At 70.7% G+C, this 24061-nt stretch carries 19 protein-coding genes; 13 read left to right on the top strand and 6 right to left on the bottom strand.

Annotation, left to right across the window (positions count from 1 at the left end; genetic code table 11):
- Nucleotides 1-22 precede the first annotated feature (22 nt).
- The 5 genes from OIC96_RS05640 (at nucleotide 23) to OIC96_RS05620 (ending at nucleotide 7255) form a co-directional block, all read left to right on the top strand.
- Complete coding sequence (locus tag OIC96_RS05640) at nucleotides 23-1165, top strand: acyl-CoA dehydrogenase family protein (RefSeq protein WP_330308975.1); 1143 nt, start codon at nucleotides 23-25, stop codon at nucleotides 1163-1165.
- 48 nt (nucleotides 1166-1213) lie between these two features.
- Entirely contained in the window at nucleotides 1214-2428 is a 1215-nt protein-coding gene (locus OIC96_RS05635) for an acetyl-CoA C-acetyltransferase (RefSeq protein ID WP_330308976.1), read from the top strand.
- Nucleotides 2429-2475: 47 nt separating this feature from the next.
- The gene (locus OIC96_RS05630; protein WP_330308977.1) at nucleotides 2476-4668 is read left to right on the top strand and encodes a 3-hydroxyacyl-CoA dehydrogenase NAD-binding domain-containing protein; all 2193 of its coding nucleotides are present in this window, start codon (nucleotides 2476-2478) and stop codon (nucleotides 4666-4668) included.
- A gap of 157 nt (nucleotides 4669-4825) precedes the next feature.
- On the top strand, nucleotides 4826-6457 hold the full coding sequence (locus tag OIC96_RS05625; protein ID WP_330308978.1) for a thiamine pyrophosphate-binding protein: 1632 nt from the start codon (nucleotides 4826-4828) through the stop codon (nucleotides 6455-6457).
- 57 nt (nucleotides 6458-6514) lie between these two features.
- Complete coding sequence (locus tag OIC96_RS05620) at nucleotides 6515-7255, top strand: IclR family transcriptional regulator (RefSeq protein WP_330308979.1); 741 nt, start codon at nucleotides 6515-6517, stop codon at nucleotides 7253-7255.
- 235 nt (nucleotides 7256-7490) lie between these two features.
- Here OIC96_RS05620 and OIC96_RS05615 read toward each other — a convergent pair whose 3' ends face one another.
- From OIC96_RS05615 to OIC96_RS05605, 3 genes are read right to left on the bottom strand one after another with little or no spacing between them, the layout of a single operon-like run.
- Nucleotides 7491-8969, bottom strand: a complete 1479-nt coding sequence (locus OIC96_RS05615) for a sugar ABC transporter ATP-binding protein (RefSeq protein WP_330308980.1) — start codon at nucleotides 8967-8969, stop codon at nucleotides 7491-7493.
- Nucleotide 8970: 1 nt separating this feature from the next.
- A complete protein-coding gene (locus OIC96_RS05610; protein ID WP_330308981.1) occupies nucleotides 8971-10038 on the bottom strand; it encodes a sugar ABC transporter substrate-binding protein in 1068 nt (355 codons plus the stop codon).
- Nucleotides 10039-10092: 54 nt separating this feature from the next.
- Nucleotides 10093-11148, bottom strand: a complete 1056-nt coding sequence (locus OIC96_RS05605; RefSeq protein ID WP_330308982.1) for an ABC transporter permease — start codon at nucleotides 11146-11148, stop codon at nucleotides 10093-10095.
- A gap of 138 nt (nucleotides 11149-11286) precedes the next feature.
- Here OIC96_RS05605 and OIC96_RS05600 point away from each other — a divergent pair, with 138 nt between their 5' ends.
- Both OIC96_RS05600 and OIC96_RS05595 read left to right on the top strand, forming a co-directional pair.
- Nucleotides 11287-12012, top strand: a complete 726-nt coding sequence (locus OIC96_RS05600) for an SDR family NAD(P)-dependent oxidoreductase (RefSeq protein WP_330308983.1) — start codon at nucleotides 11287-11289, stop codon at nucleotides 12010-12012.
- A 69-nt stretch (nucleotides 12013-12081) separates the two neighbouring features.
- Complete coding sequence (locus OIC96_RS05595; RefSeq protein WP_330308984.1) at nucleotides 12082-12831, top strand: hypothetical protein; 750 nt, start codon at nucleotides 12082-12084, stop codon at nucleotides 12829-12831.
- A gap of 30 nt (nucleotides 12832-12861) precedes the next feature.
- Here the strand turns inward: OIC96_RS05595 and OIC96_RS05590 are convergent, their stop codons facing one another.
- Nucleotides 12862-13560 carry a MerR family transcriptional regulator gene (locus tag OIC96_RS05590; RefSeq protein ID WP_330308985.1) on the bottom strand — a complete coding sequence of 233 codons (699 nt, stop codon included), beginning with the start codon at nucleotides 13558-13560 and terminating at the stop codon, nucleotides 12862-12864.
- 151 nt (nucleotides 13561-13711) lie between these two features.
- On the opposite strand from OIC96_RS05590, the gene OIC96_RS05585 reads away from it, so the two are divergent.
- Both OIC96_RS05585 and OIC96_RS05580 read left to right on the top strand, forming a co-directional pair.
- On the top strand, nucleotides 13712-14191 hold the full coding sequence (locus tag OIC96_RS05585) for a macro domain-containing protein (RefSeq protein WP_330308986.1): 480 nt from the start codon (nucleotides 13712-13714) through the stop codon (nucleotides 14189-14191).
- A 173-nt stretch (nucleotides 14192-14364) separates the two neighbouring features.
- Nucleotides 14365-15288, top strand: coding sequence for an adenosine kinase (locus OIC96_RS05580; RefSeq protein WP_330308987.1), 924 nt, complete (start codon nucleotides 14365-14367; stop codon nucleotides 15286-15288).
- 42 nt (nucleotides 15289-15330) lie between these two features.
- Here OIC96_RS05580 and OIC96_RS05575 read toward each other — a convergent pair whose 3' ends face one another.
- Nucleotides 15331-16830 (bottom strand): M1 family metallopeptidase, encoded by a 1500-nt coding sequence (locus OIC96_RS05575; RefSeq protein WP_330308988.1) that lies wholly within the window; start codon nucleotides 16828-16830, stop codon nucleotides 15331-15333.
- Nucleotides 16831-17012: 182 nt separating this feature from the next.
- On the opposite strand from OIC96_RS05575, the gene OIC96_RS05570 reads away from it, so the two are divergent.
- Entirely contained in the window at nucleotides 17013-18974 is a 1962-nt protein-coding gene (locus OIC96_RS05570; protein WP_330308989.1) for a Xaa-Pro dipeptidyl-peptidase, read from the top strand.
- On the top strand, nucleotides 18974-20260 hold the full coding sequence (locus OIC96_RS05565) for a M14 family metallopeptidase (RefSeq protein ID WP_330310373.1): 1287 nt from the start codon (nucleotides 18974-18976) through the stop codon (nucleotides 20258-20260). Before OIC96_RS05570 ends, OIC96_RS05565 begins: the two co-directional genes overlap by 1 nt.
- Nucleotides 20261-20270: 10 nt before the next feature.
- Here OIC96_RS05565 and OIC96_RS05560 read toward each other — a convergent pair whose 3' ends face one another.
- Nucleotides 20271-21233: an FAD-dependent oxidoreductase gene (locus tag OIC96_RS05560; RefSeq protein WP_330308990.1), complete on the bottom strand. Its 963-nt coding sequence runs from the start codon at nucleotides 21231-21233 to the stop codon at nucleotides 20271-20273.
- Nucleotides 21234-21299: 66 nt separating this feature from the next.
- Between OIC96_RS05560 and OIC96_RS05555 the strand changes: the two genes are divergently transcribed.
- Nucleotides 21300-22319 (top strand): oxidoreductase, encoded by a 1020-nt coding sequence (locus OIC96_RS05555; protein WP_330308991.1) that lies wholly within the window; start codon nucleotides 21300-21302, stop codon nucleotides 22317-22319.
- Between the two features lie 70 nt (nucleotides 22320-22389).
- Nucleotides 22390-24033, top strand: a complete 1644-nt coding sequence (locus OIC96_RS05550; protein WP_330308992.1) for an ABC-F family ATP-binding cassette domain-containing protein — start codon at nucleotides 22390-22392, stop codon at nucleotides 24031-24033.
- Nucleotides 24034-24061: the final 28 nt, after the last annotated feature.

The raw sequence follows: 24061 nt of genomic DNA, 5'->3' as shown, positions 1-24061 counted from the left end.
ACTCCAGGAAGGCGTTTCCCGCATGAAGCGGCAGATCTTCACCGCCGAGCACGACGCGTTCCGCGAGACCGTGCGCACCTTCCTCGCCAAGGAAGTACTGCCCCACTACGAGCAGTGGGAGAAGGACGGCATCGTCTCGCGCGACGCCTGGCGGGCGGCAGGGAAGCAGGGGCTGCTCGGGCTCGCCGTGCCCGAGGAGTACGGAGGCGGTGGCAACGCCGACTTCCGCTACAGCGCCGTACTCGCCGAGGAGTTCACGCGCGCGGGCGCCGCCGGGCTCGCCCTCGGGCTCCACAACGACATCATCGGGCCGTATCTGACGGACCTGGCGACCGAGGAACAGAAGCGGCGCTGGCTGCCCGGATTCTGCGACGGCTCCCTGATCACGGCGATCGCCATGACCGAGCCCGGCGCCGGATCCGACCTCCAGGGCATCAAGACACATGCCGAGGACCAGGGCGACCACTGGCTGCTCAACGGCTCGAAGACCTTCATCTCGAACGGCATCCTCGCCGACCTCGTGATCGTGGTCGCGAAGACGACACCCGAAGGCGGCGCTCACGGGCTCTCCCTGCTCGTCGTCGAGCGCGGCACGGAGGGCTTCGAGCGCGGCCGCAACCTCGACAAGATCGGCCAGAAGTCGCAGGACACCGCCGAGCTGTTCTTCAACGACGTACGCGTGCCCAAGGAGAACCTCCTCGGCGAGCTGAACGGCGCCTTCGGCCACCTCATGACGAACCTCGCGCAGGAGCGCATGGGCATCGCCGTCGCCGGGATCGCCGCCGCCGAGTACCTGCTGGAGATCACGACCGAGTACGTCAAGGAGCGCGAGGCCTTCGGACGGCCGCTCTCCAAGCTCCAGCACATCCGCTTCGAGATAGCCGAGATGGCCACCGAGTGCGCCGTCACCCGGACGTTCCTCGACCGCTGCATCGTCGATCACTCGAACGGCGAACTCGACGCAGTGCACGCCTCGATGGCCAAGTGGTGGTCCACCGAGCTGCAGAAGCGGGTAGCTGACCGTTGTCTCCAACTGCACGGAGGCTACGGCTATATGACGGAGTACCGCGTCGCCAGGGCCTTCACCGACGGCCGTATCCAGACCATCTACGGCGGGACCACCGAGATCATGAAGGAGATCATCGGCCGTTCCCTGCTGGGCTGACCCTCCCGGCCCGGCTCAGCCCTCCCAGCTCTCCTGAAAGGCATACCAGTGAGCACCGAAGCGTACGTGTACGACGCGATCCGCACCCCGCGCGGCCGCGGCAAGGCGAACGGCGCCCTGCACGGCACGAAGCCCATCGACCTGGTCGTCGGACTCATCCACGAGATCCAGCGCCGCTTCCCCGGGCTCGACCCGGCGGCCATCGACGACATCGTGCTCGGCGTCGTGGGCCCGGTCGGCGACCAGGGCTCCGACATCGCCCGGATCGCCGCGATCGCCGCCGGACTGCCCGACACGGTCGCGGGAGTCCAGGAGAACCGCTTCTGTGCCTCGGGCCTGGAAGCCGTCAACATGGCGGCGATGAAGGTCCGTTCGGGCTGGGAGGACCTGGTGCTCGCGGGCGGCGTCGAGTCGATGTCCCGGGTGCCGATGGCCTCGGACGGCGGCGCCTGGTTCGCCGACCCGATGACCAACATCGCCACCAACTTCGCACCGCAGGGCATCGGCGCCGACCTCATCGCCACCATCGAGGGCTTCTCCCGGCGTGACGTCGACGAGTACGCGGCCCTGTCCCAGGAGCGCGCTGCCGCCGCCTGGAAGGACGGGCGTTTCGAGAAGTCCGTCGTCCCCGTGAAGGACCGCAGCGGACTCGTCGTCCTCGACCACGACGAGCACATGCGCCCCGGCACGACCGCCGACTCGCTCGCCAAGCTGAAGCCGTCGTTCGCCGACATCGGCGAGCTGGGCGGCTTCGACGCCGTGGCCCTGCAGAAGTACCACTGGGTCGAGGAGATCGACCACGTCCACCACGCGGGCAACTCGTCCGGCATCGTGGACGGCGCGTCACTCGTTGCCATCGGCTCGAAGGAGGTCGGCGAGCGCTACGGCCTCACTCCGCGCGCGCGGATCGTCTCCGCGGCCGTCTCCGGCTCCGAGCCCACCATCATGCTCACCGGCCCCGCGCCCGCGACTCGCAAGGCGCTCGCCAAGGCCGGGCTGACCATCGACGACATCGACCTCGTCGAGATCAACGAAGCCTTCGCGGCCGTCGTCCTGCGCTACGCGCGGGACATGGGCCTGTCCCTGGACAAGGTCAACGTCAACGGCGGCGCCATCGCGCTCGGCCACCCGCTCGGCGCCACCGGCGCGATGATCCTCGGCTCCCTCATCGACGAACTGGAGCGCCAGGACAAGCGCTACGGCCTCGCCACGCTGTGCGTGGGCGGCGGCATGGGCATCGCGACCATCGTCGAGCGCCTGTAACTCCCCAGCGGACCATCAGACTTCAACGGAGACCGGAGACCCTCCTCATGACCGAGAGCACCACCATCCGCTGGGAACAGGACGAGACGGGCGTCGTCACCCTCGTCCTCGACGACCCCAACCAGTCCGCCAACACCATGAACCAGGCCTTCAAGGACTCGATCGCGGCGATCGCCGACCGCGCCGAGGCCGAGAAGGACTCCATCCGCGGCATCATCTACGCCTCCGCCAAGAAGACCTTCTTCGCGGGCGGCGACCTCAAGGACATGATCAAGGCCGGCCCGGAGGACGCCCAGCAGGCCTTCGAGTTCGGTACGGACATCAAGTCCTGCCTGCGCCGCATCGAGACCCTCGGCAAGCCGGTCGTCGCCGCCATCAACGGCGCGGCGCTCGGCGGCGGTTACGAGATCGCCCTCGCCTCCCACCACCGCGTGGCCCTCGACGCGCCCGGCTCCAAGATCGGCCTGCCCGAGGTCACCCTCGGCCTGCTGCCCGCCGGCGGCGGCGTCACCCGCACCGTCCGCCTGATGGGCATCACGGACGCCCTCCTGAAGGTGCTGCTCCAGGGCACCCAGTACTCGCCGCAGCGGGCCCTGGAGAACGGTCTCGTCCACGAAGTGGCGGCCACCCCCGAGGAGATGCTCGCCAAGGCGCGCGCCTTCATCGACGCCAACCCCGAGTCGCAGCAGCCCTGGGACAAGCCGGGCTACCGGATCCCGGGCGGTACGCCGTCGAACCCGAAGTTCGCCGCCAACCTCCCCGCCTTCCCGGCCAACCTGAGGAAGCAGCTGAACGGCGCGCCCTACCCGGCCCCGCGCAACATCATGGCGGCGGCCGTCGAAGGCTCCCAGGTCGACTTCGAGACCGCGCTGATCATCGAGGCGCGCTACTTCACCGAGCTGGTCACCGGGCAGACCTCGAAGAACATGATCCAGGCGTTCTTCTTCGACCTCCAGGCGGTCAACTCCGGCGCCAACCGGCCCCAGGGCATCGAGCCGCGCCAGGTCCGCAAGGTCGCCGTCCTCGGCGCCGGGATGATGGGCGCGGGCATCGCCTACTCGTGCGCCCACGGGGGCCTCGAGGTCGTCCTGAAGGATGTGTCGGCCGACGCGGCGGCCACGGGCAAGGCCTACTCCGAGAAGCTCTGCGCCAAGCACGTCTCCCAGGGCCGTGTGACCCGGGAGAAGGCCGACGCGCTGCTCGCCCGCATCACGCCCACCGCCGACCCGAACGACCTGGCCGGCTGCGACGCCGTGATCGAGGCCGTCTTCGAGGACACGGCCCTCAAGCACAAGGTGTTCCAGGAGATCCAGAGCATCGTCGAGCCGGACGCGCTGCTGTGCTCCAACACCTCGACCCTGCCGATCACCGCGCTCGCCGAGGGCGTGGAGCGGCAGAACGACTTCATCGGGCTGCACTTCTTCTCGCCCGTCGACAAGATGCCGCTCGTCGAGATCATCAAGGGCGAGCGCACCGGCGACGAGGCACTGGCGCGCGCTTTCGACCTGGTACGGCAGATCAAGAAGACCCCGATCGTCGTCAACGACTCGCGCGGCTTCTTCACCTCCCGTGTCATCGGGCACTTCATCAACGAGGGCGTCGCCATGGTCGGCGAGGGCATCGAGCCCGCGTCCGTCGAGCAGGCCGCCGCCCAGGCCGGCTACCCCGCCAAGGTCCTCTCCCTGATGGACGAGCTCACGCTCACCCTGCCGCGCAAGATCCGCAAGGAGTCCAAGCAGGCCGTCGAGGAGGCGGGCGGCACCTGGAAGACGCACCCGGCGGAGGCGGTCATCGACCGCATGGTCGACGAGTTCGGCCGCACCGGCCGCAGCGGAGGCGCGGGCTTCTACGAGTACGGCGAGGACGGCAAGCGCGGCAAGCTGTGGCCGGGCCTGCGCGAGCACTTCACGAAGCCGGGCCAGGAGATCCCCTTCACGGACATGCAGGAGCGCATGCTCTTCTCCGAGGCGCTGGACACCGTCCGGCTCCTGGAGGAAGGCGTGCTGACCTCCGTCGCCGACGCCAACATCGGATCCATCTTCGGCATCGGCTTCCCCGGCTGGACCGGCGGTGTCCTCCAGTACATCAACGGGTACGACGGCGGCGCCGGGGCAGGTGCTGGGCTGCCCGGGTTCGTGGCACGCGCGCGTGAACTCGCCGAGCGCTACGGGGAGCGGTTCACGCCGCCCGCGCTGCTCGTGGAGAAGGCGGAGAAGGGCGAGAAGTTCAGCGACAAGTAGGGCGCGACGCCCAGCGACGCGAAGTGACCCGGTCGGCGGACTGCCGCTGAACCGTATGGGGTCACGTATCGCTGAGTGACATGCAGGGCTTGCTCCTCGGGGGGCGGGACCGGACGCTGACCCGCGAACCGGTTCTCGTCCCCATCGAGGAGCTCCCATGGGTCGCCGCCCCGCCCTCGCCCTGCTGGACATCCTGCGCGGCGAGGGCGTGGACCGCGTCTTCGGCAACCCCGGCACCACCGAACTGCCGTTCCTGGCAGCCCTCGTGGATGCCGAGGACGCGCCCGAGTACGTCCTCGGCATCCACGAGGGCGCCGTCGTCTCCATGGCCGACGGATACGCCCGCGCGACCGGGCGGCCCGCCTTCGTCAGCCTGCACATCGCGGCCGGGCTCGCCAACGGGCTCATCGGCCTGCTCAACGCCCGCCGTTCACGCACCCCCTTGGTGGTGATGGCGGGCCAGCAGGACCGCCGCCACCTCCAGCAGGACCCCATGCTGTCGGGCGACCTCCTCGGGCTGGCCCGTCCGGCGGTCAAGGCGGCCGTCGATGTCCAGCACGCCCGTGACCTGCCGCTCGCCGTCCGCCGCGCCTTCGCCCTCGCCGTACGGCCGCCCGCGGGCCCGGTGTTCCTCTCCGTACCGATGGACCTGCTGACCGAGGACACCGAGGTCGAGGTTCCGCCTCCTACGCCAACACCGCGTACGGGGCCGGCCGTTGGTCTGGAGCGCGCCGCCTTCCTGCTCGGCGGGGCCGCCCGGCCCGTCATCGTCGCCGGGGACGGAGTGGGCCGCGACAACGCTGTCCCGGCGCTGGCGCGCGTGGCGGAGGCCTGTGGCGCCCCCGTGCACCACCAGCCGATGGCCGACTGCCTGAACTTCCCGACCACGCACCCCCTGTACGCCGGCATGCTGCCGCCGCGCCACGACGCGATCCGTACCGCGCTCGCCCCGTACGACACCGTGCTGATCGCGGGCGCACACGCGTTCACCCCGCACCACTACAGCCCTGGCCCCGCGCTGCCGCCCGGCCTCACCGTCGTCCAGCTCGACTCGGACCCCGACGAGATCGGCCGCAACTTCCCCGCCGACACCGGACTCGTCGGCGCCCTCGCCCCCTCGCTCGACCGGCTCGCCGAGCTGCTGCGCGAACGCGTGCCCGCGCACACCGCGAAAGCGCGGGTGCTGCGCGCGGGCGAGCGGCACACGGCCGAACGCGGCCGTACCGAGGCCGCCGCCCGGGCCGCGTACTCCGCGGCGCCGCTCGCACCCTGGGCCGCAGCCCACGCCGTGGCGCGCGGACTACCGCGGAACGCCGCGGTTGTCGAAGAGGCCATCACCGTCGGCCTGTTGCTGCGCCGGCTCGTACACCTCGACCGGCCCGGCAGCTATACGCACACAGTCGGCGGCGGTCTCGGCTGGGGGATCGGGGCAGCCGTCGGCCGTGCGCTCGCCGAGCCCGGGCGGCCGGTGGTCGCCGTCCTCGGGGACGGGTGCGCGCTCTTCGGCCTCCAGGGACTGTGGAGTGCGGCGCGCTGCGCGGTGCCGGTGCTGTTCGCGGTGATGAGCAACGGCGCCTACCGCACACTTCAGGACACCTACGAGGCGATGGGGGGCCACGGACCCTGTCCCGGCACGGAGCTCGGCGCACTCGACTTCACTCAGGCGGCGCGGTTCTTCGGGATCGACGCGGTGCGGGCGGGGAGCGCGGACCATGTGCGTGAACTCGTCTCCGGAGCAGCGGAGTTGACGCGCCCCCTGCTGCTCGACATACCACTTCGGCAGCGGTGACCGACTCGCAGTGACCGGCACCTTGTCAACCGTCGTCAGGCACCCGACCATCGGTCCATGACGGACGGTCCGGCGCCGAAGTCGGTGCTCGCGCGCGGGGCGGCGCTGCTGCGTGCCTGCGGGGAGTCCGAGGGTGCGCTGAGCCTTGCCGAGCTTGCACTGCGCACCGGGCTGCCCAAACCGAGCGCGCACCGCCTGATCGGCGAGCTGGTCCGGCTCGGGCTCGTCGAGCGCACGCCCGAAGGCCACTACCGGATCGGGCTCGCCCTCTTCGTCCTCGGTCAATCGGCGCCGTCCGCACGGGAGTTGCGGGACGCCGCGCTGCCCTACCTCGGCGATCTGCACGAGGAGACCCACGAGAACGTGCACCTCGCCGTGCCCGACGGGTCCGACACCCTCTTCCTGGAGAAGATCACGGGCCGTCGCGCCACCCCGATCGTCTCGCGCGCCGGGGGCCGGCTTCCCGCGCACTGCACGGCCACCGGCAAGGTCTTCCTCGCCCACGATCCCCGGCCACCGCATCTCACCCTGCCCCGCCTCACCCCGCGGACCCTCGTGCTGCCGGGGCAGCTCGCTCGCGACCTTGCCGCGACGCGCGCCCGCGGGTACGGGGTGAATCTGGAGGAGGCCGAGGTGGGTGTCTCGGCCGTCGCCGCGGCCGTGTACGAACGGGGGCGTGGGCCGCGGCCGGTCGCCGCGATCTCGGTCACCGGTGGTACGCGTCGTCTGGATGTGGACCGCATCGGTGCGAGGGTGTGTGCGGCGGCTCGGGCTCTGACCCGCGCGCTGTCGGCATAACAGACCTTCCTCGCCCCCGCCGCCCCTACCCGTCCCATCCCTGGGGGCTGCGCCCCCAGACCCCCGCTAAAAAGATTGCGCAGTTCCCCGCGCCCCTTTTAGGGGCGCGGGGAACTGCGCAATCTTTTGCACCAGCCCCCACCCACCCGCAGCCGAAGCACAAGCTCCCGGGGTCGAAGGGGCGGAGCCCCTGGGGATGGGACGGGTAGGGGCGGCGGGGGCGAAAACCCCTTCGTCAGCCCCGTCGCGTCAGTCCCGACTGCACCGCCACCGCCAACGCATGCTCGGTGAGCCGCTCCCCGTGCACCTCACCCACGATCCGCCCCCGCACGAACACCAGCACCCGATCGCACACCTCGGTCAGCTCGGCGAGGTCGGTCGAGGCGATGAGGACCGCCGCGCCGCCCGCGGCCAACTCGCCGACGATGCGATGCATTTCGGCGCGGACGCCGACGTCGACGCCCCGGGTCGGATCGTCGAGGACGACGATGCGCGGCTCGGTGGCGAGCCACTTGGCGAAGACGACCTTCTGCTGGTTGCCGCCGGAGAGGCGGGCCACGATGTCGTAGGGCCCGCCGCGCAGCCGCAGCCGGTCGGTCAAGTCGGCGGTTCGGCGCACCAGTTCGGTGCGTGAGGGCAGCACGCCGCCGCGCCCCAGGGCCAGCCAGCTCACCGCGGTCGCGTTCTCCCACACCATGCGCTCGGCCATCAGCCCGTACCGTTTGCGATCGCTGGGGACGAACGCGACGCCCGCGCGGACGGCGGCGCGCAGGGAGCGCGGCAGCCCCCGCCCGCCCACGTCGACGCGCCCCGCCGAGATCGCCGTACGCCCGCACACCACCTCCAACGCGGCGAGATGGCCCGCCCCTTGGAGCCCGGCGACCCCGACCACCTCGCCGGCGCGCACGGTGAAGGTGACGTCGGCGAGCCGCCCGGGCACGCTCACCTCGGACAGCACCACCGGCGGTGGGCCTTCCGCGACGGCGCGTGCACGGCGTACGGGCTGCGGAGGCCGGCCGCCCAGCATCGCCGTGACCAGCTCCGGCACGTCGACGTCCTCCCGTCGCGCCCCGGCCAGCGCGACCCGCCCGTCCCGCAGCACGGTCACCCGCTGCGCGAAGCGCATCACCTCCTCCAGGAAGTGGGTGACGTACAGAACGGCGATGCCCTGCCCGGTGAGGGTGCGCAGCACCTGTTCGAGGCGGTCCACGGCGGCGCCCGGCAGCGCGGAGGTCGGCTCGTCGAGCACCAGGATCTTGGGCCGCCGCAGCAGCGCCCGCGCGATCTCCGTCAACTGCTGGTCGGCCAAGGGGAGTTCGCCGAGGAGCGTGCCGGGGTCGACGTCGAGGCCGAGTTCGGCGAGGACCGGGCGGGCGGCGCGGTCCATGGCGCCCCGGTCGAGCAGGCCGAAGCGGCGTGGCGGGCGGTAGGGGTAGAGGTTCTCGCGGACGGTGAGGTCGGGGAAGAGGCTCAACTCCTGGGAGACGACAGCGATTCCATCTGCCCGCGCCTCCTTCGCGAGCAGTACCGTGCCGTCGTCGGGAGCCACCGTGCCCGACAGGATCCGTACGAGCGTCGACTTGCCCGCGCCGTTCTCGCCGACCAGCGCGTGGACCTCGCCGCCGCGCAGACTGATGCCCGCTCCGTCCAGGGCCCTGACCCCGCCGTACGACTTGACCAGGCCCCGTGCCGCGAGCATGTCGCCGTCACTCATCTCAGCGTGCGTCCTTCAAGGGCTTGAGCTGGGCCTTCTGGTCTCCGAGCAGCTTGTCGAGGGTCGGTTTGTACCAGTCGTACGCCGCTTTCGGGGACTTCTGCCGGGTGATGATCTCGTCGATGTTGGACTGGTCCACGACTCCGCCCGGGGACAGGAACCAGCCCTTGAGCAGCTTGCCGTCGTTGTCGCGTACGGCCTCGATCAGCATCGCCGTGGAGAGATAGCCCTTGAGGAAGTGCTGGGGGTCGATGGTGACGAAGTTCGAGCCGTCCTTGACCGCGTCGAGGGTCTTCGGGTCGACGTCGAAGCCGGCCGTGAGCCAGGTGCCCTTCTCGGCCTTCTTGATCTTCGCGAGGTTGTAGCTGTCGGCGTCACCGACACCGAGGAAGGCGAGCGCCTTGGGGTGCGCGTTCACCTGCGCCGACCAGGAGCTGTAGTTCTGTCCGGGATCGCTGTACGTCTGGAAGGGGCCGAGGACCTCGACGTTCGGGGCCTGCTTCTTGAAGGTGTCCGCGATGCCCTTGGCCCGGTTGTCCAGCACCGGCGTCCCGGGGTTGGGTACGCCGATGACGATCTGTCCCTTCGGGACGCTGCCCAGCCGCTTCAGCGCCTCCTTCGCCATCAGCTCGCCGAGCGCGTAGTTGTCGTTGCCCACGTAGAAGCCGACCTTGCTGCCGTCGGTCGGCGAGGTGTCCAGGGCGACGATGGGGATGCCCTGGTCGACGGCGCGTGCGGCGGGCCGGGTGAAGATCGGCGGGTCGAGGTTCTCCAGGACGATGCCGTCCTTGGCGCGGGCGGTCAGGTTCTGGAAGAGCTGCACCTCGGCAGGTCCGTCCGTGTTGGGCGGGCCGACCGCCTTGAAGTTCACGTTCCCCTCGTGGCTCGCGGCGCTCTCGGCGCCGAGGACCATCTCGTGGGCGAAGTTCAGGCTGATGTTGGCCACGGCGATACCCATGTCGAGCTTGCCGTTCTTGCCGTCGGAGCCGTTGCCGCTGCCGCAGCCGGCGGCAGCGAGGAGGGCCAGCGCGGCGGGCACGGCCAGCAGCGTACGCAATCGGGGGTGCATCACGGCCTCCAAACAGGCTCTGAACAGCTGAACAGGCTGCGGTCCAAGGGGACTTCAGTGGCGTCGGCGCCCCGTACGGCGCAGCGCGCTGTCCGCCGCGACCGCGACGAGGATCACCCCGCCCGTCGCGAACGACGTCCAGTTGATGGGTACTTCGAAGAACACGAGCCCGGAGGCGACCACGGACAGGATCATCGCTCCGGCCACCGCCCCGACCACCGAGCCGCGTCCGCCCGCGAGCGGGGTGCCGCCGATGATGCACGCGGCGATGGCCTGCAACTCGTAGCCCTGGCCCAGCGTCGGGTCACCGGCCCCGTAGAAGGCGAGCGCGAGCGCCGCCGCGCAGGCCGTGGTCAGTCCGGACAGGGCGAGCGCCTGGACACGGGTGCGGACGACGGGGATGCCGCTGAACGCGGCGGCGTCGGGGTTGGACCCGATCGCCCGCACCCGCGCCCCGAAACGCGTCCGGGTCAGCACGACCGCCAGCACCACGACCACGGCCAGCAGCACCCACAGCGCGAACGGAACCCCCGCCGCGTCGCCGCCCGCGAAGGTGAAGAACGAGTCGTCGAGCGGCAGATCGGTGATCTGCTTGCCGTCGGCGAGCGCGAGCCCGACGCCCCGGAAGAGCATCAGCGTGCCCAGCGTCACGATGAACGACGGCAGCGCGAGCAACGTCGTGACCAGCGCGTTGAAGACACCGAGGACGATCCCGGTGACCAGCATCACCGGGACCGCCAGCCAGGGCGGCGTACCGTCCCGCACCAGCAGGGCCCCGACGACCAGACACATCGCGTAGGTGCCGCCGACGGACAGATCGACCTCGCGCATGGCGAGCGCGAAGACCATCCCGCACGCCATCAGCGAGATGTAGACGGAGTTGTGGGCGGTGGTGAGCAGGTTGTCGCTGTCGAGGAAGTCGGGGTACGGGATGCCGATGCCGGCGATCAGCAGCCCGAGCACGATCAGCACGCCCAGCTCGTCCCTGATCAGCCGCCGCGCGAGCACCATATGGGTCAGCCGCCTCGGGATCGACCCGAACTGCCGTCGTCCGCCGCCCTGTTCGCGGGCGCGCTCGGTGTCGTCCACGGCACGCTCGGTCTCGGTCATCGGGCACGGCTCCCGGTACGGCTGACGCTGGGCGGTCGCCCCGCAGCGTGGGCCTCGCGAACGCCCACGGCAACAGGCCCGTTCCAGCGAGTGAAATGCGCTCTTGCCGGGCGACTGGCGGGTCCTCACACTCGGCCCATGGAGACACGTACCGCCCTGGTGACCGGAGCGGCACAGGGCCTCGGGCAGGAATTCGCCGTCGCGCTCGCCGGGCGCGGCTACCGGGTCGCCGGGATCGATCTCGTCCCGCAGCCCGAGACGGCCAAGCGGGTGCTGGACTATGTGGAGTTGATCGCCGACGTCACCGACGAGGAACAGATCGGGGCGGCACTGCAGCGCGTCATCGACCGGTTCGGGACCCTGCACGTGCTCGTCAACAACGCCGGTGTCTACCCGGAGTTGCCCTTCGAGGACACCACTCCCGAGGACTGGCGGCGGATCATGCGCGTAAACCTGGAAGCGCCGTTCCTGGTGACCCGCGCCGTCCTGCCGTATCTCAAGGCGGCCGGCTGGGGGCGGATCGTGAACATCACCTCGGCGGCCGTCCTCACCGCCCCGCCCACGATGGTCGCCTACGTCTCCTCGAAGGCGGGCCTGATCGGCTTCACGCGCGCACTGGCGTCCGCGCTGGGGCCGTACGACATCACCGTCAACGCCATCGCGCCGAGCATGGTGCGCACCGCCACCGCCGAGCGGACCGTCGGCGCGGACGGCGGCTTCGAGCACGTCCGCGACCAGCAGGCCGTACCGAGGACCCAGGAGCCGTCCGACCTCGTCTCCACCCTCCTGTACGTGGTGGACCCGGGCAGCGGTTTCCTGACCGGTCAGACCCTCAACGTGGCGGGCGGATCGGCCTACTTGTGAGGGTTTCCTGTACATACCGCGGCGACGCAACCGGATGAGCCCCTCCCACGTCCTACGCTGCCGTAGATCATGATCACGCCAACGGAGGGGCCGTACGTGCGGTGCACCACCAAGCGAGTGCTGCGAGGAGCCGGAGTCGGTGTTCTCGTCCTGTCGCTCGCGCTCACGGGATGCCAGGGCAAGAAGAGCAAGAAGAAGAGCCGGGGGAAGTCATCCACCTCCCGCAGCCGCACCGTCGGCGGGACGAGCGGCGGATCGGGCAACAAGAGCGGCGGCTCGCTGAGCGGCGCCCGGCAGGCGCAGTCCGTGCTGCCGCCCACCGACAGCATGCCCACCGCGCTGCGCACCGTCACCTCACCGCTCTCCAGCCGCGCCAAGGCCCCCACGAGCTGCAAGGAACCGTCCTCGAAGTGCAAGAACACCGTGGCGCACGGTGACGTCGGGTACAGAGGCACCGACATCACCAGCTTCGAGGTCATCGTGTACAGCAACGCGCGGGCCGCGAAGAAGGCCTTCGGTTCCTGGGACAACCACATCCGCAACAGCGCGAGCAAGTACCAGGTGCTCGACGCGGCGACCTACGACGCCGGAAGCGTCACGTTCCAGTTCAAGTCCGCCTCCGACGCGAACGTCCGGGAGACGGTGATCCTCCAGGGGAAGTTCATCGGCACCCTGGACTACCGTGACGACACCGACTTCGCGAACGCGGGCGCCTCCGACGCGCTGGCCGGTCTCGCGCGCATGTACGCCGAGCGGCTGAGGCAGGTCGTGGCCGGCGAGACGCCCACGGCGTCGGCGGCGGGGCTCAAGGTCTCCTAGGACGTGATGGCGTAGGGCGGGTGGAGTGGCTCAGGACTCCTTGAGCCACTCCCGCAGTTCCTCCTTGAGCGAGCGCTGGAACGTGGTCAGCAGCGCCTGCACCACCAGCGGCTGCATGTGCGCCGACAGCGACTTCACCGCCGCCACGGACTCCCGCCCGCCCACCGCGTCACGCAGCAGCGTGGACAACTCGTGGGCCGCCGCGCGCGAGTGCTCCAGCAGCACGGTCCGCGCCGCGAGGATCGTCTCGTGCGCGAGCGGTACGTCGAGGAGCTGTACGCCGAGCCGCAGCAGCCCCGGGTCCACACGGAAGGAGTCCGCGGTCCGCTCGATGACGTTCATCGCGGCCAGCCGTTCCAGATCCTCATCGCCCAGGGAGCGCCCGGCCCGCCGCTCCAGCTCCTCGCGCGTCACGTCCTGGGCCGCGTCGGGCGCCCAGGAGGCCACGACGGCACGGTGGATGGCGAGGTCGTGGGCGCTCAGGCCGGGCGGCAGCTGCGTCAGATGGCGCTCGATCGCGGCGAGCGTCATGCCCTGGTGCTGCAACTCCTCGATGAGCGCGAGCCGGGCCAGGTGCTCCTGGCTGTAGTGGCCGACGCGCCGGGGACCGATGACGGGCGGCGGCAGCAGGCCCCTGGCGCTGTAGAAGCGGACCGTACGGACCGTGACACCCGCCCGCGCGGCCAGCTCGTCGACCGTGAGCGTCGGCTCCTCGGTGTCCGTCGTCATGGCAGGTCCTCGCCTCTCCGGGTCGTGCCGCGTCCGCCCTCCGGGCCCGGTGGCGACGCGGTGCAACAGTATTGCTGTCCCACCGGAGTTGTGAAAGCGTCCGCCCAGCAGGTCACAGGCAACTGTCAGTGGCAGCGCCTACCGTGGCGTCATGTCGGAGATCACGTACGTCCGGGGTGACGCCACCGTTCCGTTGGGCAAGGGCGTCAAGGTGATCGCCCATGTCTGCAACGACATCGGGGGATGGGGGAAGGGCTTCGTGCTCGCCGTCTCCCGCCGCTGGCCGGAGCCGGAGGCGGCGTACCGCGCCTGGCACCGGGACCGCGCGCACAACGACTTCGGCCTGGGCGCCGCCCAGTTCGTCCAGGTCGACCGGTACGTGTGGGTGGCGAACCTGGTGGGGCAGCGAGGCATACGCACGGGCAGCAAGGGGGTTCCCGTGCGCTATGAGGCCATCGACACGGCACTCGGACGGCTCGCCGACAAGGCCGCCGAGCTCGGCGCCTCCGTCCATATGCCCCGCATCGGCTGCGGCCTCGCGGGCGGCAAGTGGTCACGCGTGGAGCCGCTCATCATCGAGCGGCTGGTGAAGCGGGGGGTGGCGGTCACGGTGTACGACCACGGGGACTGACCTGCGGCCGCAGTACGCGCACCGCAGGAGGCGTCGCGGCCCAACGGGCAGGCGGATGAAAGGACTTGCGGAAAATTCCGCAAGTCCTTGCGGTGACCGGCGGAGCCTGCTTGACTCACGGCTCGCATCCGAGGGGATCCGAGAGGACCGGAGACGGGCCGAGAGGAAGAGCCATGAGCCGCGATATCGACGTCCTCGTACTCGGCGGCGCGGGCGTGGACACGATCGTCCACGTCCCCGAACTGCCGCTCCCGTTCGCCGACAGCTACATGATCAGGCCCGGGATCGAGACCCGCGCGGGCCAGACCGGGGACTTCGTCGCGCTCGGCGTGCACGCTCTCGGCCTGCGCACCCACCACCTCGACCTGATCGGCGACGACCACGAGGGCGAGCTGGTCCGCGCACTGCACCGCGACCGGGGCATCGCGCTCACCGACGTCCTCCAGCCCGGCGGCACCAAGCGCGCGGTCAACCTCGTGGGCCCCGACGGGCGCCGGTTGTCGCTGTACGACGAGAGCCGCTCGCGGGAATCGGACCGGCTGCCCGAGGAGAAGGTCCGGGCGCTGGCCAGGGCAAGCCGCCATGCGCACGTCTCCATCACCTACCCCTGCGCCTTCGCCCTGCCGGCGCTGCGGGAGGCCGGGGTGACCCTCTCGACCGACCTGCACGACTGGGACGGCGCCAACCCCTATCACGAGCCGTTCGCCCACGCCGCCGACGTCGTGTTCCTGTCCGCCACCGCCCTGACGGACCCGGAGCGGACGATGCGCCGGATCGTCGAGCGGGGCCGGGCCGAGGTGGTCGTCGCCACGGCCGGAGCCGACGGCGCGTACCTGCTGGCCGACGACGAGATGACCCACATCCCGGCGGTCGTGCCCCGCACGCCGGTGGTGGACACGAACGGGGCCGGCGACGCCTTCGCGGCCGGCTTCCTCCTCGGCCGGCTGAACGGTGAGCCGCCGAAGCGCTGCGCCCTCTACGGCACGGTGGCCGGTGCCCATGCCTGCACCGTGCCGTCGACGCGGACCGACGCGATCGGCAGGGAGGAACTCCTCACCCGGGTAGCCGAGTTGGAGTCGGCGTCCGTGACGCACTAGGCGGCCCGGGGTGGTCGTACCCCCGGGCCGCCCTGCCGTCCTCTACCCGGCGTGCAGGTCGTTCGTCGCCTCGATCTTCTTCCACGACTTCGGCCGGGAAGGAGCCCCCGCCTTCGCCGAGCTCCGAGCGATCGACGCGCCCTGCGCCGCGGGTGCCGCCGGCTTCGACGGCTGGAACAGCCAGGTGTCGAAGAGCGAGGCGAGCGACGTGCCGGACACCTGCTCGGCGTACTTCTGGAAGTCGCCGACCGACGCGTTCCCGTACGCGTGATCCTTCGGCCACCCCTTCAGGATGGCGAAGAACGCGTCGTCCCCGACCGCGTTGCGCAGCGCCTGGACCGCCAGCGCGCCCCGGTCGTAGACCGCGATGTCGAACTGGTCGTCCGGACCGGGGTCGCCGGGCTTCACCGTCCAGAAGGTGTCGTCGGCCGGATGCGACGCGTACACGTAGTCCGCGAGCTCCTGCGTCGTCCCCTCGCCCTCGTGCTCCGACCAGAGCCACTGCGCGTACCGCGCGAAGCCCTCATTGATCCAGATGTCCTTCCAGCCCTTCAACGACACGTCGTCGCCGTACCACTGATGCGTCAACTCATGAACCACGACCGAGGTGTTGGAGCCGTTCGCGAACTGCCGCGGGCTGTAGAACACCCGGGTCTGCGTCTCCAGCGCGTACCCGGTGGTGGTGTTCGGGACGTATCCGCCGACCGAGTCGAAGGGGTAGGGGCCGAAGTACCCGGTCAGCCAGTCGACGATCTCCCCGGTCCGCTCGACGCTCGCCCGCGCCGCCCCGTCGTTGTCGCCCAGGTCCTTGCTGTACGCGTTGATGACCGGGACGCCGTCGGACGTCTGCCCGGTCGTGATGTCGAACTTGCCGACCGCGAGCGTGGCGAGATACGTGGCCTGCGGCTTGTTGGAGCGCCAGTTGTAGCGGGTCCAGCCGAGCCGTGAACTCGTCGACTGGAGCGTGCCGTTGGAGATGGCCTGGGTGCCGTCCGGGACGGCCACCGACACGTCGTACGTGGCCTTGTCGAGCGGATGGTCATTGCTCGGGAACCACCACCACGCCGCCTCGGGCTCGTCCGCCGCGACCGCCCCGTCCGGAGTGCGGTGCCAGGTCGAGAAGCCGTACGCGCTCTTCGTGGACGGCACCCCGCTGTAGCGGACGACGACCGTGATCGGTGTGCCCTTGGGCAGCGGGTTCGCCGGAGTGATCTCCAGCTCGTGCTGACCCGAGGTCGCGAACGACGCCTTCGCGCCATTGACCCGCACCTCGCTCACATCGAGCAGGAAGTCCAGATCGAACCGCGAAAGATCCTGCGTGGTGGTGGCCAGGAGGGTCGCCGTGCCCTCCAACTCGTCCGTCTGCGGCTGGTACTTGAGCCGCAGATCGTAGTGCGAGACGTCGTAGCCGCCGTTTCCGTAGGCCGGGTAGTAAGGGTCGCCGATGCCCGGCGCCCCGGGGGAGTAACTGGCCGCCGATGCCGGGATCGCCAGCAGGAGGGAGGCCGCGAGCGCGCCCGGGGCGATGAGTCTGCGGTGCACGTCAAGCTCCAAGTGGTAGGGGCATGAAGTCTGTCCGGAGCCTATTCAGTCCCTGTGGCCCCGGTCATGTCCACGGCCACCCCTGTCACACGATCGCCATTCGGCCGACATGAGTGATCGAGCCCCACAGTCCTTTCACAGACCCTCTTTTGTGCGGGAGTTGACCGGGGTACCTTCCGCGCATGCCGATACCATCGCGCCGCAGGCGCTTCACGACCTGGAGATCGCTCGCGACGGCGGCCACAGCCGCCCTGATGGCCGCCTTCCTCACCCCTGTCGCCGCACACGGCGCCCCACGGGAGAGCACCCCGGTCTACTCGTACGAGAACGCGATCCGTGAATCCGTCTGGGTGGACACCGGCCTCGACGGCGACGGCGACGGAAAGACCGACCGTGTGGCCGTCGACATCGTCCGGCCCCGCGAACTCGCCCAGCAGGGCCGCAAAATACCCGTGATCATGGACGCCAGCCCCTACTACTCCTGCTGTGGACGTGGCAACGAAGGCCAGAAGAAGACGTACGACGCGAACGGCGACGTCGTCCAGATGCCGCTGTTCTACGACAACTACTTCGTGCCGCGCGGCTACGCCTTCGTCGGCGTCGACCTGGCCGGAACCAGCCGCTCCGACGGCTGCGTGGACGTGGGCGGCCGCTCCGACGTCCAGTCCGCGAAGGCGGTCGTCGACTGGCTGAACGGCCGGGCCAAGGGCTACACCACCCGCACCGGCGGCGCCGCGGCCAAGGCGACCTGGACCAACGGCAAGACCGGCATGATCGGCAAGAGCTGGGACGGCACCATCGCCAACGGCGTCGCGGCCACCGGGGTCAAGGGCCTGAAGACCATCGTGCCCATCAGCGCCATCTCCTCCTGGTACGACTACTACTTCGCCAAGGGCGCCCCGCTCTACGACTCCGGCCCCGACTGGCTCTCCGACTACGTCGACAGCCCGGACGCCCGCGCCAAGTGCGCCGCCGTCCAGCGGAAGCTCGTCGACGAGGCGCCGCGCACCGGCGACTGGACGTCGCTGTGGACCGAGCGCGACTACGTGAAGGACGCGAGCAAGGTCAAGGCCAGCGTCTTCCTCGTCCACGGCACGCAGGACCTCAACGTCCGCACCAAGAACTTCGGCCAGTGGTGGAGCGCCCTCGCCAAGAACGGCGTCGAGCGCAAGATCTGGCTCTCCCAGACCGGCCACGTCGACCCCTTCGACTTCCGCCGCGCCGCATGGGTCGACACCCTGCACCGCTGGTTCGACCACGAACTCCTCGGCTACGACAACGGCATCGACGACGAGCCCATGGCCGACATCGAGCGCCACCCCGACCAGTGGGTCACCTCCAGCGTCTGGCCGCCCCGCACCACCGCGACGACGACCCTCCGCCCGGGCACGGGCACCGCAGCCGGCGTCGGCACCCTCGGCCTCCGTACCGGCTCCGGCACCGAGACGTTCACCGACGACCCGCAGCTGAGCGAGACCGACTGGGCCGCGCACATCGACCGGTCGACCCCCGACAAGGCGGGCTTCGTCACCAAGCCGCTCGCGCACGACCTGCGGCTGTCCGGCTCCTCCAAGGTGACCGTCACCGCCACCCCGACGACCTCGACGGCCCATCTCTCCGCGGTACTCGTCGACCTCGGCCCGGACACCATCCGCGACTACGCCGCCTCCGGCGAGGGCATCACCACGCTCACCGACCGCACCTGCTGGGGCGCGAGCACGACCGGCGACAGCCCCTGCTTCAAGGAGACGCAGGCGAACAAGACCGACGTCGACTACAACGTCTTCAGCCGCGGCTGGGCCGACCTCGGCACCTACGCCTCGGACCTGAAGGGCGTCCCGCTCACCCCCGGCACGGCGTACACCATCACCCTCGACCTGGCCGCCACCGACCACGTCGTCCCCAAGGGCCACCGGCTCGCGCTGATCGTCGCGGGCACCGACAAGGACCTCATCGATCCTCCGTCGAGCACGCCGACCCTGACGCTCGACCTGTCCCGTACGTCGGCCCGCGTCCCGCTGGTCGGCGGCGCCGACTCCTTCACGAGGGCGACGGCGGGCTCGGCCGCGACGCCGACCGCCTCCGTCCTCGACGGCGTACGCGATCCGCGCACCGCCGTCCGGGTCCCGGGGGAGACCCGTTGATCCCCTTACGCATCCGCGCCCTGGCCGTGGCGGTCTCCGCCACGGCCTTGGCCGCGCCCCTGACGACAGCACCGGCGTACGCGACACAGACCCCGCCGCGCACCGGATTCGAGCGGACCGACGGCGCACGCTGGACCAGCGAGCCCGAAGAACAGGACTTCCTGGCCGCCGTCGACAAGGCGAGCGACCAGGTGTCCGTGGCCCGGATCGGCATCACGAAGCAGGGCCGCCCCCTCCAGCTCGTCCGGATCGGCACCCACCGCACGGCCACCACCGTGCTCCTTGTGTGCAGCCAGCACGGCGACGAGCCGTCCGGCCGCGAAGCCTGTCTCACGACCATCCGCGACCTGGCGTACGCGAAGGACCGGCGCACCCGGCACCTGCTGAAGAGCACCACCGTGCTCGTCGTCCCCACCGCCAACCCCGACGGCCGCGCCGCCGACACCCGGGAGAACGGCGACGGCGTCGACATCAACCGCGACCACCTCGCCCTCAGGACGGCCGAGGCCCGCGCGATGGCCACGGTCCTGCGCGACCGTGAGCCCGACGTCGTCTACGACCTGCACGAGTACGGCGCCACACCCAAGTACTACGACAAGGACCTCTTCGACCTCTGGCCGCGCAACCTCAACACGGACACGGCCGTGCACGACGAGGCGGAGACCCTGTCGAGGGACTACGTACGGCCCGCCGCCCAGGAGTCGGGGTACTCGACGGGCACGTACGGCATCTGGACCGACCCCGTGACCGGCGACCCGGTCAAACAGACGGCCGGCGACGGGCAGGAGCGCATCCTGCGGAACATGTCAGGCGTCAAACACGCGGCCGGACTGCTCATCGAGAGCCGCGTCGATCCGATGACGGACGCCGAGAAGGCCGATCAGACGCTCAACAACCGGCGTCGCGTCCATTCCCAACTGGCCGCGCTGGGCGGCCTGTTCGGCTTCGCGGGCGAACGCGGCGGACAGGTCGCGGCCGCCACGAGCGCGGCCCGGCTCGCGGGCTACCGCGACATCGGCCCGGTCTACCTCGGCGGCGCCGACAACGACCCCGCCGAACCCGCCGAGGTGATCCAGGACCCGCCCTGCGGCTACCGGCTCACGGCGGACCAGTACGCGGACGTGAGCGACGAACTCGCCCTGCACGGCGTGCGCGTACGACCGGACGGCGACGGTGACGGCGTTCTCGTACCCCTGCGTCAGTCCCTGCGCGCCCTCGTCCCGCTGCTCCTCGACGAGCGCGCGCCGTACCACCTCACGGCCGGGGAGCCCGAGAGTGCCTGCTGAGGACGGTTACTCAGGCGGAGGTGGCCGGGCGGGCGAGCTCGGCCGCCTCCCGCGCGCACCCCCATGCCACCGTGACGCCCGCACCGCCATGACCGTAGTTGTGCACCAGCACCCGTCCGTCCGGCAGCACTTCGCGCTCCAGCCGGACCGTGTCGCGCACCGGCCGCAGCCCCACGCGGTGGTCGAGCACGCGCGCCCCGGCGATCTCCGGACAGAGCGCCGCGCATCGCTTGACGATCTCCGCCGCCACCGCCGGGTCGGGTGTCAGCGACCATGCGCCGTCGTCGGTCGTGCCGCCCAGGACCAGCCGGTCCGGATGCGGGAAGACGTATGTGGTCGTCCCGGCGTCCGAGTCCGTCGTGACGAGCCAGGTGCGGATCCCGGGGTTCTCCACGATCACGAGCTGTCCGCGCACGGGCCGTACGGCCGGATCGGGTATGAGCTCGCGGGCGCCCAGCCCAGTGCAGTTGACCACGACCGGCGCCTCGGCCTCCGCGAGGTCCGTCACCGTGCGCTCCTCGATCGTCGCCCCTGCCCGCAGGAGGCGCTCGCGCAGCCACCGCAGATGCACCGGCATGTCGATCAGTGGCAGCCGCGCCCACAGACCCGTTCCCGCGTACTCCTCGTCCGTCGCCGCTCGCAGCCCCGGCGCCCGGGCGGCCCACGGGCCCAGCGCGTCCAGCCGTGTCTCGCCCTGTACGCCCTCGACCACGCGTACGCCCGTCTCGTCGGGCCGGGCCGCCAACTCCTCGTACACGGAGAGTGATTGGATGGCCCATTCTCCGGCCAGCGCCTCGGGCTCGATGTGGTACGGCCACCACAGCGCGCCGGCAACCGCCGAGGTGGTCCGCTCGGCGGGCTCCCGCGCCCACACGCGTACCCGCCTTCCCGCCTCGGCCAGGACAACGGCCGTTGTCAGGCCGATGACACCGCTGCCGACCACGATCACTTCACCGCCGCGAGAGCTCTTCACGCGTGGACGGTAGCGGAATATGTCATGCCGTGCTCACATCACTCCCAGTCTGGGGATACTCACAGCATGTCTGCCGAGTACGCGACCTTCGGCCTGGCACCGGCGATGCGTGCCGGTGGAGTCCTCGCCAACGGTGACTACCAGGTGCACCGGGATTTCGTCGACTTCATCGTCGACGGGCGCCCGCTGCTGTTCCAGCTCTCCGACCTCGACGCGGTGTCCCCGCTCGCCTCCGACGTGCCACCCGCGATCTTCACCGCGCAGGTGCGCAGCCTCCTCCTGGAGGCCGACGCTCCGCTCGACGGCGGCCGGTACGTCATCTACGGCTGCCCAGAGTGCCAGGGCCTCGAATGCGGTGCCGTCACGGCGGTCATCGAGAAGGACGGTGACGACTATGTGTGGCGCGACTTCGCCTGGCAGACCGACGAATGGGCCGACCTGGAGCTCAACGGCTACCACGGCATAGGACCGTTCCGCTTCCATGGCGCCGAGTACCGCAGTGCGCTGAACTCCCTCCTCGACGGCGATACGGGACCCCGCCGCCGTGTCCTGCTCATCGGTGCCCGCGTCGCGCTGCTCGCCAAGCTCGCCGCCGCCCTGCGCACCATCGGCATCGGCGCCGACATCGCCCACGACGCCACGGACGTCCCGGCCGACGAACTCCGTGCGTACGGTGCGGTGGCCTTCGGCCGGGCCATCAGCGAGGAGCATCGTGCCGCCGTACGGGAATCCTTCCGGCGCGCGGACGTCGATGTCGCGTACGTCGAGGGCCTCGCCCCGATCATTCCGCTCCTGGTCGCCCAGATCGAGCACGCCCTGGACCGCAGCCCGCGGGAGCTGCGCCGGCTCACCCGGCTCGTCGCCACCGACGGCGAGGCGGGCATCGAGGTCACCTCCACATGCCGGGTCCAGCTGACCGCGTACCGGCTCGACCGCCTGTACCGCACCCACGCGCACGAGGTCTTCGACGGAATCCTGGAGGCGGGCCGGCACCGGGTCGCGCTGGATGCCAAGGCGGTGAAGGGGGAGTCGTTCATCGTGGCACGGACATCGGGGAGTGTGCTGGTGGAGGCCATGGCACGGTGATCGCCAGGGATGGGGCGGGTGGAAACCGCGGCGCGGCCCAGGGCGCCGGGCCGTTAGGATCGGCCTCCTGATGACTGCCACTCTCGTCGCCAAGAATCTCGCCGCCGGACACGGCGACCGCTCGCTCTTCTCCGGGCTCGACCTCGTCGTCGCACCCGGCGATGTGATCGGACTCGTCGGTGCCAACGGCGCGGGCAAGTCCACGCTGCTGCGGCTCCTCGCCGGCCTCCTCACGCCGGAGCAGGGGGAGCTGCGGCTGTCCCCGCCGTCCGCGACCGTCGGGCATCTGCCGCAGGAGCCGGAGCGGCGGGAGGACGAGACCGTACGGGAGTTTCTCGCGCGCCGCACGGGCGTCGCCGAGGCCCAGCGGGTGATGGACGAGGCGACACAGGCGCTCGTCGACGGGGCGCCGGGCGCGGACGACGCGTACGCGACCAGCCTGGAGCGCTGGCTCGACCTCGGCGGCGCCGACCTCGACGAGCGTGCCGAGGAGGTCACCGACTCCCTGGGACTCGCCGTCGACCTGGACCAGCCGATGACCTCCCTGTCCGGCGGCCAGGCGGCTCGCGCCGGACTCGCTTCGCTGCTCCTCTCCCGCTACGACGTCTTCCTGCTCGACGAGCCCACGAACGATCTGGACCTGGACGGCCTGGAGCGCCTTGAGCGTTTCGTGTCCGGCCTGCGCGCCGGGACCGTCGTCGTCAGCCACGACCGCGAGTTCCTGACCCGCACGGTGACGAAGGTGCTCGAACTCGACCTCGCACAGCAGCAGATCACGCTGTACGGCGGCGGATACGAGGCGTATCTGGAGGAACGCGACACCGCGCGCCGGCACGCCCGCGAGGACTACGAGGAGTACGCCGACAAGCGGTCCGCGCTCGAAGGCCGCGCCCAGATGCAGCGCTCCTGGATGGACAAGGGTGTCAAGAACGCCCGGCGCAAGGCGAACAACGACAACGACAAGATCGGCCGCAAGTTCCGCAGCGAGGCCAGTGAGAAGCAGGCCGCGAAGGCCCGGCAGACCCAGCGCATGATCGAGCGCCTCGACACCGTCGACGAGCCGCGCAAGGAGTGGGAGCTGCGCATGGAGATCGCGGCGGCCCCGCGCTCCGGTGCGGTCGTCGCCACGTTGCGGGACGCGGAGGTGCGGCGCGGCGAGTACACCTTCGGCCCGGCGACACTGCAGATCGACTGGGCGGACCGGGTCGCGGTCACCGGCGCGAACGGCGCCGGCAAGTCGACCCTGCTGGGCGCGCTGCTCGGGCGCGTCCCCCTGGACGCCGGGCACGCCACCCTCGGCTCCGGCGTGGTCGTCGGCGAGGTCGACCAGGCCCGCCGGCTCTTCCACGGTTCGGAGTCCCTGCTGGACGCGTTCTGCGCGGCGGTCCCGGACACGGAACCCGCTGAAGTCCGCACGCTGCTGGCCAAGTTCGGCCTGAAGGCGGACCACGTCCTGCGCCCGGCGGCCACGCTCTCCCCGGGCGAGCGCACCCGGTCGGCCCTCGCCCTTCTTCAGGGCCGAGGCGTCAACCTTCTCGTGCTCGACGAGCCGACCAACCACCTCGACCTCCCCGCGATCGAGCAGCTGGAATCGGCCCTCGACTCGTACGAGGGCACGCTGCTCCTCGTCACCCACGACCGCCGCATGCTGGACGCGGTACGGACGACCCGCCGCCTGGAGGTCGCGGACGGCAAGGTGACGGAACTGCCGTAACCGTCCTCGCTGTGGGCATGCGTGCCGC

The organism is Streptomyces sp. NBC_00775, from assembly GCF_036347135.1.
Taxonomy (GTDB): domain Bacteria; phylum Actinomycetota; class Actinomycetes; order Streptomycetales; family Streptomycetaceae; genus Streptomyces; species Streptomyces lutosisoli.
The sequence above is the reverse complement of the archived record's forward strand: the minus strand, read 5'-3'. Positions and strand labels throughout refer to the sequence as shown.

Coding starts and splice junctions, on each gene's coding strand:
- OIC96_RS05630 (WP_330308977.1), top strand. CDS start 2,476: ATGACCGAGAGCACCACCATCCGCTGGGAACAGGACGAGACGGGCGTC.
- OIC96_RS05550 (WP_330308992.1), top strand. CDS start 22,390: ATGACTGCCACTCTCGTCGCCAAGAATCTCGCCGCCGGACACGGCGAC.
- OIC96_RS05625 (WP_330308978.1), top strand. CDS start 4,826: ATGGGTCGCCGCCCCGCCCTCGCCCTGCTGGACATCCTGCGCGGCGAG.
- OIC96_RS05595 (WP_330308984.1), top strand. CDS start 12,082: ATGATCACGCCAACGGAGGGGCCGTACGTGCGGTGCACCACCAAGCGA.
- OIC96_RS05580 (WP_330308987.1), top strand. CDS start 14,365: ATGAGCCGCGATATCGACGTCCTCGTACTCGGCGGCGCGGGCGTGGAC.
- OIC96_RS05570 (WP_330308989.1), top strand. CDS start 17,013: ATGCCGATACCATCGCGCCGCAGGCGCTTCACGACCTGGAGATCGCTC.
- OIC96_RS05600 (WP_330308983.1), top strand. CDS start 11,287: ATGGAGACACGTACCGCCCTGGTGACCGGAGCGGCACAGGGCCTCGGG.
- OIC96_RS05605 (WP_330308982.1), bottom strand. CDS start 11,148: ATGACCGAGACCGAGCGTGCCGTGGACGACACCGAGCGCGCCCGCGAA.
- OIC96_RS05620 (WP_330308979.1), top strand. CDS start 6,515: ATGACGGACGGTCCGGCGCCGAAGTCGGTGCTCGCGCGCGGGGCGGCG.
- OIC96_RS05585 (WP_330308986.1), top strand. CDS start 13,712: ATGTCGGAGATCACGTACGTCCGGGGTGACGCCACCGTTCCGTTGGGC.
- OIC96_RS05610 (WP_330308981.1), bottom strand. CDS start 10,038: ATGCACCCCCGATTGCGTACGCTGCTGGCCGTGCCCGCCGCGCTGGCC.
- OIC96_RS05640 (WP_330308975.1), top strand. CDS start 23: ATGAAGCGGCAGATCTTCACCGCCGAGCACGACGCGTTCCGCGAGACC.
- OIC96_RS05555 (WP_330308991.1), top strand. CDS start 21,300: ATGTCTGCCGAGTACGCGACCTTCGGCCTGGCACCGGCGATGCGTGCC.
- OIC96_RS05590 (WP_330308985.1), bottom strand. CDS start 13,560: ATGACGACGGACACCGAGGAGCCGACGCTCACGGTCGACGAGCTGGCC.
- OIC96_RS05615 (WP_330308980.1), bottom strand. CDS start 8,969: ATGAGTGACGGCGACATGCTCGCGGCACGGGGCCTGGTCAAGTCGTAC.